14 protein-coding genes are annotated in these 14,760 nt (G+C 38.0%); 13 read left to right on the forward strand and 1 reads right to left on the reverse strand.

Annotated elements, in window-relative coordinates; genetic code table 11:
- Positions 1-16 precede the first annotated feature (16 nt).
- The 4 genes from IPU53_RS20315 to IPU53_RS20330 all read left to right on the forward strand — a co-directional run bounded on the left by IPU53_RS20315 (position 17) and on the right by IPU53_RS20330 (position 5,889).
- Entirely contained in the window at positions 17-901 is an 885-nt protein-coding gene (locus IPU53_RS20315) for a sugar phosphate isomerase/epimerase family protein (protein ID WP_207452826.1), read from the forward strand.
- Positions 885-2,021: a PmoA family protein gene (locus IPU53_RS20320; RefSeq protein WP_207452827.1), complete on the forward strand. Its 1,137-nt coding sequence runs from the start codon at positions 885-887 to the stop codon at positions 2,019-2,021. Before IPU53_RS20315 ends, IPU53_RS20320 begins: the two co-directional genes overlap by 17 nt.
- Positions 2,014-4,401 (forward strand): glycosyl hydrolase family 95 catalytic domain-containing protein, encoded by a 2,388-nt coding sequence (locus IPU53_RS20325; protein ID WP_207452828.1) that lies wholly within the window; start codon positions 2,014-2,016, stop codon positions 4,399-4,401. Before IPU53_RS20320 ends, IPU53_RS20325 begins: the two co-directional genes overlap by 8 nt.
- A 141-nt stretch (positions 4,402-4,542) precedes the next feature.
- Positions 4,543-5,889: an ABC transporter substrate-binding protein gene (locus tag IPU53_RS20330; RefSeq protein ID WP_207452829.1), complete on the forward strand. Its 1,347-nt coding sequence runs from the start codon at positions 4,543-4,545 to the stop codon at positions 5,887-5,889.
- Between the two features lie 93 nt (positions 5,890-5,982).
- Here IPU53_RS20330 and IPU53_RS20335 read toward each other — a convergent pair whose 3' ends face one another.
- The gene (locus IPU53_RS20335; protein ID WP_207452830.1) at positions 5,983-6,471 is read right to left on the reverse strand and encodes a DUF309 domain-containing protein; all 489 of its coding nucleotides are present in this window, start codon (positions 6,469-6,471) and stop codon (positions 5,983-5,985) included.
- 168 nt (positions 6,472-6,639) lie between these two features.
- Here IPU53_RS20335 and IPU53_RS20340 point away from each other — a divergent pair, with 168 nt between their 5' ends.
- From IPU53_RS20340 to ccsB, 9 genes are all read left to right on the forward strand, one after another.
- The gene (locus IPU53_RS20340) at positions 6,640-7,398 is read left to right on the forward strand and encodes a segregation/condensation protein A (protein WP_207452831.1); all 759 of its coding nucleotides are present in this window, start codon (positions 6,640-6,642) and stop codon (positions 7,396-7,398) included.
- Positions 7,385-7,978, forward strand: coding sequence for an SMC-Scp complex subunit ScpB (scpB, locus tag IPU53_RS20345; RefSeq protein ID WP_207452832.1), 594 nt, complete (start codon positions 7,385-7,387; stop codon positions 7,976-7,978). Before IPU53_RS20340 ends, scpB begins: the two co-directional genes overlap by 14 nt.
- A gap of 202 nt (positions 7,979-8,180) precedes the next feature.
- Positions 8,181-9,305 carry a D-alanyl-D-alanine carboxypeptidase family protein gene (locus IPU53_RS20350; protein ID WP_207452833.1) on the forward strand — a complete coding sequence of 375 codons (1,125 nt, stop codon included), beginning with the start codon at positions 8,181-8,183 and terminating at the stop codon, positions 9,303-9,305.
- Positions 9,298-9,894, forward strand: a complete 597-nt coding sequence (locus tag IPU53_RS20355; protein ID WP_207452834.1) for a nucleoside recognition domain-containing protein — start codon at positions 9,298-9,300, stop codon at positions 9,892-9,894. Before IPU53_RS20350 ends, IPU53_RS20355 begins: the two co-directional genes overlap by 8 nt.
- Before the next feature lie 3 nt (positions 9,895-9,897).
- The gene (locus IPU53_RS20360) at positions 9,898-10,431 is read left to right on the forward strand and encodes a spore maturation protein (RefSeq protein WP_207452835.1); all 534 of its coding nucleotides are present in this window, start codon (positions 9,898-9,900) and stop codon (positions 10,429-10,431) included.
- Positions 10,432-10,537: 106 nt separating this feature from the next.
- On the forward strand, positions 10,538-11,275 hold the full coding sequence (locus IPU53_RS20365; RefSeq protein ID WP_207452836.1) for a pseudouridine synthase: 738 nt from the start codon (positions 10,538-10,540) through the stop codon (positions 11,273-11,275).
- Positions 11,276-11,362: 87 nt separating this feature from the next.
- Positions 11,363-11,896: a thiol-disulfide oxidoreductase ResA gene (resA, locus tag IPU53_RS20370; protein ID WP_207452837.1), complete on the forward strand. Its 534-nt coding sequence runs from the start codon at positions 11,363-11,365 to the stop codon at positions 11,894-11,896.
- Positions 11,897-11,911: 15 nt separating this feature from the next.
- Positions 11,912-13,567: a cytochrome c biogenesis protein ResB gene (gene resB, locus IPU53_RS20375; RefSeq protein WP_207452838.1), complete on the forward strand. Its 1,656-nt coding sequence runs from the start codon at positions 11,912-11,914 to the stop codon at positions 13,565-13,567.
- The gene (gene ccsB / locus IPU53_RS20380; protein ID WP_207452839.1) at positions 13,560-14,750 is read left to right on the forward strand and encodes a c-type cytochrome biogenesis protein CcsB; all 1,191 of its coding nucleotides are present in this window, start codon (positions 13,560-13,562) and stop codon (positions 14,748-14,750) included. The genes resB and ccsB overlap by 8 nt, the downstream gene beginning before the upstream one ends.
- Positions 14,751-14,760 lie beyond the last annotated feature (10 nt).

Below are 14,760 nucleotides of genomic sequence, written 5' to 3' on the forward strand. Positions count from 1 at the left end.
AAGGGAGAATGTGTAGATGAATACTAAGTTTGGATGCTGTCTTATCATTGGTTCATTTGTTCCGCAAACGGAAGGGAAAGATATAGAGACAGACAATGTGAAGCAACTAGGAGCTGGTCTTCAGTTACTAGAGGAAAATGGCTATGATTTTGCCGAGTTGACCGTCCAATTTCTCACACAACTGTCAGAGGAAGAGTTTCAACAGGCAAAACAGATAATCCAGCAATCCTCTCTAAATATCCCTGTCTGTAATAGTTTTATCCCGCCGCAATTAAAGATTGTTGGTCCAACTGTCTCCATCATTAAGTTAGATGATTATCTGGATTTGGCGATGAGACGAGTGCAGGAGATTGGCGGAGAACAAATTATATTTGGAAGTGGTGGGGCAAGAACTATTCCCGATGGTTTTTCTAGAGATCAAGGATATGAACAAATCAAACAATTCTTATGTCGGTGTGAATCATATGCTGCGAAGTATGGGATTACTATTGCGATTGAACCGTTAAATAAACTAGAAAGTAATATTATTAATACTGTAGAAGAGGCAATATCATTAGCGGAGGAAGTGAATTTACCACATATCAAAGTGTTGGCGGATAGTTATCATATGGATTTAGAAAATGAATCTTTCACGATTTTAAAGCGAGCAATAAAGGATGAATGGCTTTCCCATGTCCATATTTCCGATCGAGAAAGACGATTTCCAGGAGAACTAGAAGGCAAAGAGGCGATGAATTTTTCTAGGTTTTTCTTGATTTTACAGGAAGAAAATTATAAGGGTTTAATATCCTCGGAATGTAATGCAGCTTCTTTTGTAGATGAAAATGCCTTATCCCTAGAGTTTGTAAAAAGGACTTGGTCAACAGTTGAGGGAGGTATCGCGAATGTCAAACCAGATTAAATTAAAGGTAGCAGCAGGAAATCATAACAGGAAATATTGTCCAGTTTCTTTTCCATTATTAAAAATATCATTGCCGTTAGCTGAAATAAATTTGGCCAACCTTCGCCTGTATGATGAGATTGGTAAGGCGGTAGCCGTGCAATGTGAAGAGACAGAAGCTTTCATTGTACTACATTGGTTAATAGAAAAATTGGATGCACAGGAAACGATAATTTATACAGTAGATTTAAATGACAGTAAGCAAAAAGATGAATTAGGGAAAGTAGAAATAGTAGAAAAAGAAAACCAGTTTGATATTTTGATAGATCGTGAGCTCGCAACCTCATATGTAATTGATCCTACGCTAGCAAAACCCTATCTTGGACCGATTAATGGACCGAGTGGTCAAAGTTATACACGTCTTGATTTTGAAACGACTGAGCATCCACATCATCGATCGATTTGGCTCGGAATTGGAGATGTAAACGGTGTAGATGCTTGGAATGAACGACCAGACTATGGTAAACAGAAACTGGATCATATTCGAGAAAAAACAGCTGGAACAGTCTTTGCTAGAATCTCATCCGAAGCAGAATGGACAAACTTTAAGGGGCGATCCCTTATGCGCGATCAACGAACATTCACTGTCTATAATACGCCATCTCACGCCCGTATCATTGATGTATCATTCACACTCAGTGCAGATTATGGAAGGGTGGAACTTGGAGCCACAAAAGAAGCTGGTCCGCTGGGGATCCGTGTTGCTGAAACGATGAGTGTTGATCATGGTGGAACGATTGTTAATGCTTATGGATCCATAGGTGAAGAAGAGTGTTGGGGGAAAAGCGCCCCATGGTGTGATTATTATGGGAAAGTAGGAGAAGACCTCCTTGGAATTGCTACATTCGAAAACCCAAAAACAAGTGAATTTCCTACGTACTGGCATATTCGTAATTATGGGCTAATCGCTCCAAATAATCTCTATTTTCGTGGGGGTCAACTATTAAATAAAGGGGAGTCACTTACTTATAACTATCGAATTTATTTTCATAAAGGGAATACACATGAAGCTTTAGTTGCTGATCGCTATCATGACTTTATTCACCCACCAAAAGTGGAAGTGATAGAAGCTGATGAATGAAAGCAAGAATAATCAATATAAGCTAAAACTAAGCTATCCTGCTTCGTGGTGGAGAAATATGTGGAGAGAGGCTTTGCCTTCCGGAAACGGCAAGATAGGTGCAGCAGTATATGGAGGGATTAAAGATGAGACGATATTGATCAATCATGAGGAATTATGGCATTTAGGAAAAAAAGACGAAGTTCCTGATGTCAGTCATACTCTTGCGGAAACGAGAAGATTGATGTCCCAAAAAGACCACATGGCTGCTAGTTGGAATTTAACGAATGCGTTAAAAGAAAAAGGGTATAATACGCGTTTAGCTTCTAGGTTACCGCTTGGGGCGTTAAAGGTAACCATGCCCTGTGAATATGCCTTTAAAAATTATAGCAGAGTACTCAATATGGAGACTGGTGAAGTATCGGTAAAATGGGAGGATGGCCAGAAAAGATACGAAAGAAAAGTATTTGTCTCCAGAGCAGACGATCTAATTGCTTATGAGATTACATCCAATTATGCCTCTATTCAAGCTGAGGTGTATTTAGCGCTTCAAAAGAGTGAAGGGAGGAAGCTTATCGACCGAGTTCCTTTACTTGTTGAGAGCGTTGAAGGAAAACCGAAAGCACCATATTATTACTATGCAGCCAAAAATGAGGATGGTACTGATTTTGGCGGTGTTTTTCGCGTCATTCCAGTTAATGGACAAATGAAGGAAAATAAAGAGTCTATTCAATTTACGAATGCGGAAAAGATTTTAATCTTGGTGAAGATATTCGTGAAAGGTGAACGTAAGAAAGAATGGCAACGATTAACAAACGAGTTAGCTGATATCGATCATAATTATGAGGAACTTCTTAATCGCCATACAGAAATTCATCGTCCTTTATTCCATTCAGCGGAAATTGAATTAACGGATGGTGATGATCTACGTTCGAATGAAGAGCTTCTTCTTGAAGCCTATAGTGGGGAAGCACCAACTTCTTTGATTGAAAAAATGTGGGCATATGGAAGGTATCTGTTTATTTCTGGAACTAGAGCGGAAGGCCAGCCCTTTGGCCTCTATGGTTTATGGTTTGGTGATTATCGATTAATGTGGGGCCATAATATGGCCAATGAAAATATCCAAATGATGTACTGGCATGCCAATGTTGGAGGATTCATAGAGTTGGTACCTGCTTTGTTCAATTATTATGATCAAATGATGGATGATTTTAGAAAAAATGCTCGTCAATTATATGGATGTCGTGGCATCTTTATTCCAGCTGGCACGACCCCCGGTATTGGAGTTCCAAATCAAGTGGTACCCGTCATCATGAATTGGACCGGTGCAGCGGGTTGGCTAGCAAAGCATTTCTATGACTATTTTTTATTTAGTAATGATCACAACTTTTTAAAAGAAAAGGTCTTACCTTTTATGCGTGAAGCGGCACTGTTTTACGAGGATTTTCTAGTGCTTGGTGATGATGGATTTTATAAGATATACCCATCCGTTTCACCAGAAAACACACCAGAAAATCATATGCCGAAAAATGGTCAACCATTGGCACATCCAATGCCGACAACGATTAATGCAACGGTTGATTTTGCGATCATAAAAGAATTATTAGCTCATTTGATCGAAGGAAGTAGAATAGCTGGGGAAGAAGAAAGTAACAGGATTGCTCAATGGAAAGATATGTTAGTGAAAATCCCGGATTACCAAATAAATGAGGATGGAGCAATCCGTGAATGGATGCATCCAGATTTTGATGATCGCTATGATCACCGCCATTTGTCTCATATCTATCCGATTTTTCCTGGTCAAGAATTTACCTGCGAGGATAATCCATCCCTGTTTAAGGCCTTTGAAGCGGCTGTTAGAAAACGATTAATTGGTGCACAAACGGGTTGGTCACTCGCTCATATGTCCTCTATATATGCTCGAATTGGTGCGGGAGATCAAGCACTTGAATGTTTAAATATTATCGCACAATCCTGTCTAGTGAATAATTTCTTCACTCTGCATAATGATTGGCGAGATATGGGCATTTCTATGAATTCGCAAACGGCACCGGTTCAATTAGACGCAAATTTAGGGTGGATTAATGCAGTGCAAGAAATGCTCATTTATATTTCACCAACTCTAGTAAAATTATTACCTGCTCTTCCAACGAAATGGAAACAAGGTAAAGTGAGGGATTTTTGTTTTACAACTGGAAAGATATCATTCTCTTGGGACATAGAGGCAAATGTATTTTCTAGCAAGATAGTAGCGGAAAGGGATACAAACGTCAAGGTAATATTACCCGGATTTTGTGAGTATGATTTCCATCATTTCCATGCCAATACGAGAGTGATAGGAGCTAACAGTCTGGAGATTAAGATAAATAAAGGCGAGGTTTTAACTTTACAGTCAAGATAATTTCTCAAGGTCCTAAGCTGCGAAACAGAAGGGCAATTTTTATTGAATAATTTATTTTGCGCAAATAATGTGGAGCAAGGCCGAGCTCCTTTTTTTATACTATTTGTAAGCGCTTAACAAAAACAGAGGGGTGGTCAATTTATGAGAAAAAATGGATTTATCTTGCTGTCAATACTGTTTTCGCTATTTTTAGTTGTTGGTTGTTCATCTTCAGAAAGTGATAATAACTCATCAACTTCAGCCCAAACAACTGGAAGTGATGAAGGTCAAGAAAAAGAAGACGAATTAGAACCAGTCACTTTACTCATGATGACACATTGGAATGATGAACAATTTGCAACATACTTTAAAGAACCGATCGAGGCTAAATTTGATCACATTACAATGGAACATGTGCAATCACGTTGGGATGAGATTGAGGAAAATGTGTTTGCTAAGCAACTTTACCCTGATTTAATTATGACAAGTGTAAGCGCAGAATACCTAGAAATGGAATTATTACTTGACCTTACTCCATACATTGAGGAAACTGGTTTTGATTTAGAACGACTTGAGCCAAGTATTTTAGATTATTTAAAAGAACAATCGAATGAGGGAGAGCTAAATGGACTCCCGCTTATCCGACCAGAATATGCACTTGTATATAACCCTGATATATTTGATTTATTTGGGGTTGACTATCCAACAGATGATATGTCTTGGGATGAAGTTATTGAACTTGCCCGTAAAGTAACAGGGGAGATGGGTGGTGTCCAATACCGTGGTTTACACCCAGGAAATTTTGACTTTATGATGCGTCAGACCGAAACGGCAAAACTTGTCGATCCCGATACACATGAGCCAATCATTGATAAAAACGAAGCGTTCAAAATTTATCTGCAACGATTAGAAGAGATCTACGCTATTCCAGGGAATTCTTTTGATACTGTGGAAGAGATGAAAGATGAAAGAGGCGTCGACCTGATGAGACGGGGGCAACTTGCGATGGCGGCAGATCGAGCATTTGCAGGGGCTTATGTAGGCGCGGCTGTTGACAATGGGTTGAATTTTGACTTTGTTACGTATCCACGTTGGGGAGGAGAGTTTGGCGATTATGGTCCGAATGAGCCAGGAAATGGAATTGTGGCCACGACAAGCTCTAAACATCCAAGGGAAGCCTTCCGAGTAATCGAGTATTTATTAAGTGATGAGTATCAAATGGTCAAGTCTGAAAATGGGGACCTTCCATCAGTGGTGACACCAGAAGTACGTGAAGCATTTATGAAAGGCAATGAACATTATGATGATATATTAAAGGATAAGAACTTAGAAGCCATTACAGATGTAGAACCAGCCCCTCTACCACGAATGTCTCAGTATGAAAGTGAAATCATGGAGGGAGTCGACTATCGAGAAGGTATATTTGAGGGAAGGGATATTAATACAATTATTCGAGAAATGCAAGATAAAGCAGAAGGAAACATGAAAAGTGTATTATCTAAAAATTAAACATTAAATATACTTCGCTTTTTTCGAGAGGTGAGTGAGCCTCCTCTGCTAATGCATTGTGAGGTTCACCAAAGCCTTTCGCTTATTGTTTATTCAGACAGAATTTTTGTTTTTCGTCAGTCTTCCCCATCTATGTTTCAATAAAATTTGAACGGGTGTATTCGTATCTGGATTGCCCCAATTTATAGAATTCTTTTCAGAGTATATACGACAAATCATATATAAATTTTTATCCTTAATTGGAAAATTAATGGCTTTATATGGTTGTTCTTTTAGCATTTTATCTTGGCTATCCTTTATAATTTTGATAAATTCAGGATAATGAATTCCTAGCCATTCAATTTCTTCTTGAGAATTATGTAATATTATAATCGCCCTGTTGATTAATTTTTTTGCCCCTTTCCTGTTGCCATTCCGATAATGGTAATAACTAACAGCTACTTGGATAAGGCCCACCCAAATTGAATTTCGCTTCATTCCGTGATCCTTCCAATACTCCTCTAGAACTTCATGACATTCAAAATAATCCCGATCTACATGAAAATAGTATAGATATTTGATATAGGCTAAAGGGTATTCCAAAACGATCGTCTCCATTCTTTCATGTTATGCGCTTTTATATAAATCTTTAACGATACTCTTAAACTATAGTTTAACATTGAGAGGAAAATGAAAGTAGAGAATCTTGTTTTTTCTCCTGCCACTGTTATATGATAAGAAAGAAAATCAATAAAAAAATTTGGTGATAGAATGGAGTATCAAGTAAAATTAGAGAAGTTTGAGGGGCCGCTTGACCTTCTTTTACATTTAATTAATCGGTTGGAAATAGACATTTATGATATTCCTATGGCTGAAATTACTGAACAATACTTGACATATGTACATGCGATGCAAGAGTTGAAATTAGATGACGCAAGTGAGTATTTAGTGATGGCGGCAACAATGCTTTCGATTAAGAGTAATATGCTCTTACCTAATCATGATCAACCTGAAGAAGATTATATATACGAAGATGAAGATCCACGTGATGAACTTGTGGAGCAGCTAATCGAATATAAAAAGTTTAAAGAGGCGTCAATTACTTTAAAAAACAAGGAAGCTGATCGAAGTCTAATGTATACAAAGCCCCCTTCGGACCTATCGGATTATACGAAGGAAATGGGTACAGAACCGATCTTGGGAGATGTAACGCTAGCAGATATGCTTGGTGCGTATCATAAATTGATACGTAGAAAGAAATTACAAAAGCCAATGCAAACAAAAATTAGTTATCAGGAAATATCGATTGAGGATAGAATGACGGAAGTTTTGCAACAATTATCATCGCAAGTGAATCGCATTAGTTTTTACCAGTTCTTTCCATATGAAAATAAGGAACATATGGTGATTACTTTCTTAGCCATGTTGGAATTAATGAAGCGTAATGAGATTATTGTGGAACAAACAAATATGTTCGGTGATATTTTTCTATCCTTGCGAAAGGAGCTTGTCGCTATTGGAGGAAGATAAACAGTTAGGAATCTTAGAGAGCCTGTTGTTTGCCGCAGGGGACGAAGGCTTGTCTATCAAACAGATTGGTGAAGCCATGGGAATACCGGAAGAAAAAGCTCTCCAATTATTGGACATTCTTAAGAGTAAGTATGAGGAGGATACTACAAGAGGAGTGACAATCGTCGCCTTTGCAGAATCATACCAACTAGTAACGAAAAAAGAGTTCTCTGATTACCTTAAAAAACTTGTTGAAAGTCCGAGTGCGTCTTCTCTTTCTCAAGCAGGTCTTGAAACATTGGCTATTATCGCCTATAAACAACCCATTACAAGAGTTGAAATCGAAGGGATTCGAGGCGTAAAAACAGAACGACCAATTCAAACGCTTATTTCCAAGGGATTGATAATGGAAGTGGGAAGAGCTGAAGGTACAGGAAGAGCCAAATTATACGGAACAACGAGTGAGTTTCTAGATTATTTTGGGCTGAAAGATCTGCAAGAATTACCTCTACTTGAGGAAATGTCGCATGATAGCCCAGCTGAGGAAGATGAAGCGGATTTATTCTTTTCATCTTTTAAAGAACAAATGGAGGAAGACTAAAAAACTGTTGATAAATCAGCAGTTTTTTTTATTTTTATCATATCAAAAAACAAAGGGCATAAACTTGTACAAATAGAGTCAGCATGTAAGCAAAGGGATTCCAAAAAGAATGAGGTACGTTGTAAAAACAGTGAATGATCACATTTTATGGATGATTTTGAAATGTTGAAAATAGTTAGATCAAGTATTGGGGAGCGAGTGAATGAAAGCTAGAAAACGTTTATTGGTAGTGATTGTATTCGTCTTGAGTGTGCAGTTAGGGATACTTCCGAAAAAGACTGGAGCTGTTTCGGTAAGTGCTTCTGCAGCGGTTTTGATGGAGCAGGAAACGGGAAGAGTTTTATTTGAGCATAATGCTAATGAAACTCATCGTATTGCCTCTATTACAAAGGTAATGACAGCAATTTTAGCGATAGAATCAGGAAAAATGGATGAAACCACAACTGTCAGCAAAAGAGCCGTGTATACAGAAGGTTCCTCTGTTTATTTACAACAAGGGGAAAAAATTAAGTTAAAGGATTTGGTTTATGGATTAATGCTTCGTTCAGGAAATGATGCGGCAACAGCTATTGCAGAACAAGTTGGAGGGAGCGTAGAGGGATTTGTTTTTCTAATGAATCAAAAAGCCGCAGAGATCGGCATGACCCATACAATGTTTGCGAATCCACATGGTTTAGATGATCATGAAGAACATTATTCAACGGCTTATGATATGGCCTTGCTAACTCGTTATGCGATGATGAATCCTACATTCGAAGAAATTTCAGGGACTAAATCATATACACTAAAAAGAGAAAATGGTGCACATAAATGGAGAAATAAAAATCGACTGTTAACAGAAAAATATGAGTATTGTACAGGTGGAAAAACTGGTTTTACGAAAAGGGCAGGAAGAACATTAATTACGACAGCAACGAAGGACAATAAGGATTTAATTGCTGTTACATTAGATGCTCCAGATGATTGGACAGATCACATTGCTATGTATGAGCATGGATTTAAAACATATTCGCCAAAAACGATTTTACCGAAAGGCTCACTTTCCTTAAACATATCGGGAATGGAAGAAAAAAAATTCCTCCTTCAGGATTCGATCGTTTACCCCTTATCTGAGGAAGAGGTAGATGAGGTGCGGTTGGAATATAAGCTGTTACCAGAGAATCAATTAAAAACATTAGAGAATGGAAAGGCTGGAGTAGCGATTATGTACTTGCAAGATCAGCCCGTAAAAGAAGAAATTATTTATTTAGAAGAAAATCATAAGCAAGAAAATTGGTGGGATCACTTTAAAAATCTAATGTTTAGCAGAGCAGATGCACATGATTAATTATATATGGATTGCGATGACATTAATTGGATTGGTTTTTGCTGCGATCAACGGAACGATGAAGGAAGTCAATGAAGCGATTTTTCAATCAGCAAATGAAGCAGTTACCATCTGTATTGGATTAATTAGTGTTCTCGTATTTTGGCTAGGCATGATGAGAATCGCACAAGAGAGTGGATTGTTAGATAAGCTATCAGCTTTATTTAAACCGATTGTCTTAAAACTTTTCCCTGAAATTCCGCCAAATCACCCTGCAGCTGCTTATATATTATCGAATATTATTGCAAATATGCTAGGGTTAGGGAATGCCGCTACACCGTTGGGCATTAAAGCAATGGAACAATTAAAGGAATTGAACGGAGGAAAAGAGACGGCTAGTCGATCTATGATTACCTTTCTCGCCTTAAATACATCTGGGTTAACGCTTATTCCTACTACGGTTATTTCAATCCGGATGAACTATGAATCTGTAAATCCAACAGAAATTGTTGGGCCGACCTTAATGGCAACGATTTGTGCAACGGTTGTAGCGATTATTGTAGATCGCTACTTTTATAGACGCCGAATAAGAAAGGGCGTGAAGAAGTAAACTATGCAAATCATTTCTGTCATCTCCTTATGGATTATCCCAATTATGATTGCCATCATCTTGGTTCATAGCCTTTGGAAGAAAAAACCAGCATATGAAAATTTCGTAGAGGGTGGCAAAGAAGGGATCAAGATCGCGATTTCCATCATTCCTTTTCTCATTGGCATGTTGGTCGCAATTACTATTTTTCGAGCATCAGGGGCTCTGGAATTCTTTATTCAATTGATCCGCCCTGTCCTAGACTTTATAGGAGTTCCAGCAGAAATTATCCCTTTGGCTTTGATTCGCCCAATATCTGGAAATGCTGCATTAGGATTAATGACAGATATGGTTTCTGTCCATGGACCTGATTCATTTCTAGGCAGGATGGCTTCTATTTTACAAGGTAGTACAGACACGACTTTTTATGTGTTAACGGTCTATTTTGGCGCTGTAGGAATAAAAAAAATGGGGGATGCTTTGAAGGTGGGTTTACTTGCTGATTTAGCAGGTATTTCTGCAGCGATTCTGATTACAACAATCATGTTCAGTTCATAAACTGGACATGATTGTTGTTTTTTTTGAGTGTAATCAGTCCTCTTTCTTTGAATTTTAAAATATATGTGTAATAATTCTAACAGAAAAACCATGAGGTGAAGAAAAAATGGAACGATTACAAAAAGTAATAGCACATGCTGGCATCGCTTCAAGAAGAAAGGCAGAAGAACTTATTATAACTGGGCGAGTAAAGGTAAATGGAAAAACAATAAAAGAGCTAGGCACGAAAGTTCTTCCTACTGATAAAATTGCAGTGGATGAAGTTCCAGTTGTGCAAGAAGAAAAAAGATACATGCTTTTTTATAAACCACGCGGAGTGATTTCAGCGGTTTCCGATGATAAAGGAAGAAAAGTGGTGACGGATTTCTTTCAAAATATAGAAGAAAGAATTTATCCTGTTGGTCGACTTGATTATGATACCTCTGGATTGTTAATCCTAACAAATGATGGAGAATTTTCTAATTTGCTTGCGCACCCTCGTTATAAAATAAAAAAGGTGTATATTGTGAAGGTGAAAGGGATTCCATCGAAGGAAGCCTTAAAAAAGCTAGAGAGAGGAGTCCATTTAGAGGATGGAAAAACGGCTCCTGCAAAAGTGAAAGTTACTTCCTTCGATAAGCGGAAGGGAACAGCGATTATCGAAGTTACTTTGCAGGAAGGAAGAAATCGGCAGGTACGAAGAATGATGGAAGCCATTGGCCATCCTGTTATGAAATTAAAAAGAGAGCAATATGGTTTCTTGGATTTGCATGGACTAAATGCAGGTGAATCAAGAGAATTAACCTTGCATGAGGTAAAACTTTTACGTACATTAGCCCAAACGGGAAAGATAGGCCACAGATAGAGGAAGTTTCACATAAACTTCAAAACCATAATGTACACAAAGGTGTATAATGATTGTAGTGTGGATGGGCTAGGAGGGAGTATAAAGATGTCAGGGAAAAAGAAAAGACGTCTCTTAATGCGGACAGTTATATTAGTGATTTTGTTTGGCGCTGTAGCATTTACCCTTTATGCAAGTTTGACAAAAGATAAAACGACCATTGCGATAGGGGAAAAGGCCCCGGATTTCGTTCTTACAGACTTGAAAGGGAATAAGCATCAGTTGTCTGAATATAAGGGAAAGGGAGTTTTTATTAATTTTTGGGGGACTTGGTGTAAGCCTTGTAAAGTAGAAATGCCCGATATTAATGCGCAATATAATGAGTATAAGGATCAAGATGTTGTCGTTCTGGCTGTGAACATGGGCGAACCGACTTTATTAATCAATAACTTTTTAGAAAAATATGATTTTACTTTTCCGATTTTAGAGGACAAAAATAAGGATGTAGCTGGTCTTTATAATATTTATAAACTGCCGGCGACCATTATAGTTGATGCAGATGGTGTGATTGTCGATATTGTAGAAGGTCAACTACCCGAAGGAAGAATTAAAGCCATGATGGAGCATATTACGCCGGAATAAGGGAGTTTTAAAGGTATGAAAGAAGTAAAATGTGAATGTGGGCATATTAACCCGATCGGAACGATTCTTTGTGAATCTTGTGGACGGGCATTAACCGACCAAGCCAAAAAAGAAAAGCTACATGACATGCGTTATGAGGGGAGTGCGCGGAGATCCCAAACTTACAACCAAAAAATCATTGATAAGATATGGAATTTCTTTTCTTCGGTTAAAGTCGGCGTTTGGTTAATCGTGATTACATTAGTAATGTCATCTTTTGGCACGATTTTCCCCCAAGTTATGTACATACCGCAGAATGCGGACCCATCCACATACTATACGGAAAAGTATGGCTTCTTTGGAACCATGTATTATGTATTTGGTTTGTATGATTTGTATAGCTCGTGGTGGTACTTACTATTAATTGCTTCGATCGGCGTTTCGCTAGTTATTTGTAGTCTTGATCGTTTTATCCCTTTATATCGGGCTTTGAGGAATCAGCGAGTTAGCCGTCATGAGGGTTTTTTAAAGCGACAAAGGCTTTATAATCGCATTCAAGAAACAGATGAAACCAAGCGTGATTTTGAATTGATCAAACAAAGAATGAAGGAAAAGAGATATAAAATACGAGAAGAAAACGGTCAAATTTTGGCAGAAAAAGGACGGTTCTCTCGTTGGGGTCCTTATGTTAATCATATTGGTTTAATTATTTTCTTACTTGGCGCAATGTTGCGTTTTGTACCCGGAATGTATGTGGATGAATCGATTTGGTTGCGGGAAGGGGAAAAAAAGATTATTCCAGGCACACATAAGCAATATGTGTTAGAAAATAAAAAGTTCATTCTGGAAACATATGAGAAAGGAACGGACAAAGAAGTTTTCGATAATGCCATTGATCGAGTAGGAGGGGTTGCGAAGAACTTTCAATCAGATGTCATCCTGTACGAAAGGGATCCCGATCAACCAGTAGGTTCTGAGGATGAATTAACAGAGAGGGAGCATAAGCAAATTCGTGTGAATGAACCTTTGAAATTCGATCATTATGCTGTATATCAAACAGATTATAAATTAAATGAATTAAAGACTATGACGTTTGAACTTGTAAATAAAGAAACGGATGAACCCAAGGGAGAAATCACCATTGATTTATTTGAGCCTGAAAAAGAATACGATCTTGGAGATGGATATAAGGTCGAATTATTAGGATATTACCCTGATTTTTCCGGGATTGATGAGTCAGGAGAACCACAGACTGATTCTGCGGTTCCAGATAACCCTGCCTTTATTTTTAATATGGTTTCACCTGATCATCCTGAAGGAGAAAACAGTTTTGTGGAGATTATGCGCACAACTGAGTTGTTAGGTGAAACAGATTATAAGATGGCGTTTAAAGAAGTGACCACTCGAAATGCAACGATCTTAACCGTAAGGAAAGATTTAACCTTATGGATTCTAGCGATAGGTGGAGCAATCTTTATGATTGGCGTTATCCAAGGAGCATATTGGAATCATCGACGTATTTGGTTACAAAATAAGAATGGAAACATTTTAATAGCTGGACACACGAACAAAAACTGGTTTGGATTAAAGCGTGAAGTAGCGACCATTATAGAAGGTAGCTCCGTGCCAGAGCCTCTTGATCAACGTGAGGAAAAAACTAAAGAGAAAGAAAGTGAGAATGCACATGTCTAATTTAGTACAAATAAGCGGTTATCTACTAAATATTGCCTTTGTAATGTACTTAGTGGCCGTCTTTTTCTTCGGAGGGGCCATACGGGATAAAAGAGCACGAGCAAAACAAAAGGGAACGAATATGTGGTCGAAGATTGGGATCACTATTACGATCATCGGTTTTATCGCTCAGCTAGGCTATTTTACAACTCGCTGGATTGCTGGGGGACATATCCCAATTAGTAACTTATTTGAATTCACTACATTTTTTGGCATGATGTTAGTAGGAGCTTTTATATTAATTTATTTTATTTATCGTTTGAATGTTTTAGGTTTCTTTGCATTACCGATCGCCATGCTCATCATTGCCTATGCAAGTATGTTTCCATCGGATATTGCACCACTTATTCCCGCGTTGCAAAGTGAATGGCTAATCATCCATGTCTCAACAGCTGCGATTGGACAAGCGATTTTATCAATTAGTTTTATTGCCGGACTTATTTATCTTTTAAAGGTAGTAGATACCACAAAAAGAAGTCTTAAAGCTTTTTCTCTGGAATTTATTATGTACACATTAGTTGTCGCACTTGGTTTTATTATTATTACAACATCCTTCTCAATGGCTCATTATCAAACAGATTTCAGTTGGGTCAATCGGGAAGGGCAAACGTTGGAAGCAAATTATCATCTGCCTGCTATTGTCGGCCCGCATGAGGCAGAGAAAATCGGCGGGACAGGTATGGAACCACTTGTGAAAATGCCTGCGCTTATTAATGCTCAAAAACTTAACACTGTTATTTGGAGTATACTAATTGGCACAATATTATATCTATTACTACGTTTGATTTTCAGAAAGAGTATTAGTGCAATATTTCAGCCATTAACGAAAAAAGCGAATTTAGATTTAGTAGATGAGATTGGTTATCGATCTGTGCTCATTGGTTTTCCAGTATTTAGTCTTGGGGGACTTGTTTTTGCAATGATTTGGGCACAGATTGCGTGGACACGTTTTTGGGGATGGGATCCGAAAGAGGTATTTGCGCTTATTACCTTCTTATTTTACGCAGTTTTCTTGCATTTACGATTATCTGTAGGCTGGCATGGAGAGAAATCAGCTTGGCTTGCCGTAGTTGGATTTGCCATCATTTTATTTAATCTGATCTTTGTGAACCTCATTCTTGCTGGATTGCATTCCTATGCGTAAAATGGAAAAT

It is taken from the genome of Bacillus sp. SD088 (assembly GCF_017355205.1).
Lineage (GTDB): Bacteria > Bacillota > Bacilli > Bacillales > Bacillaceae_C > Lederbergia.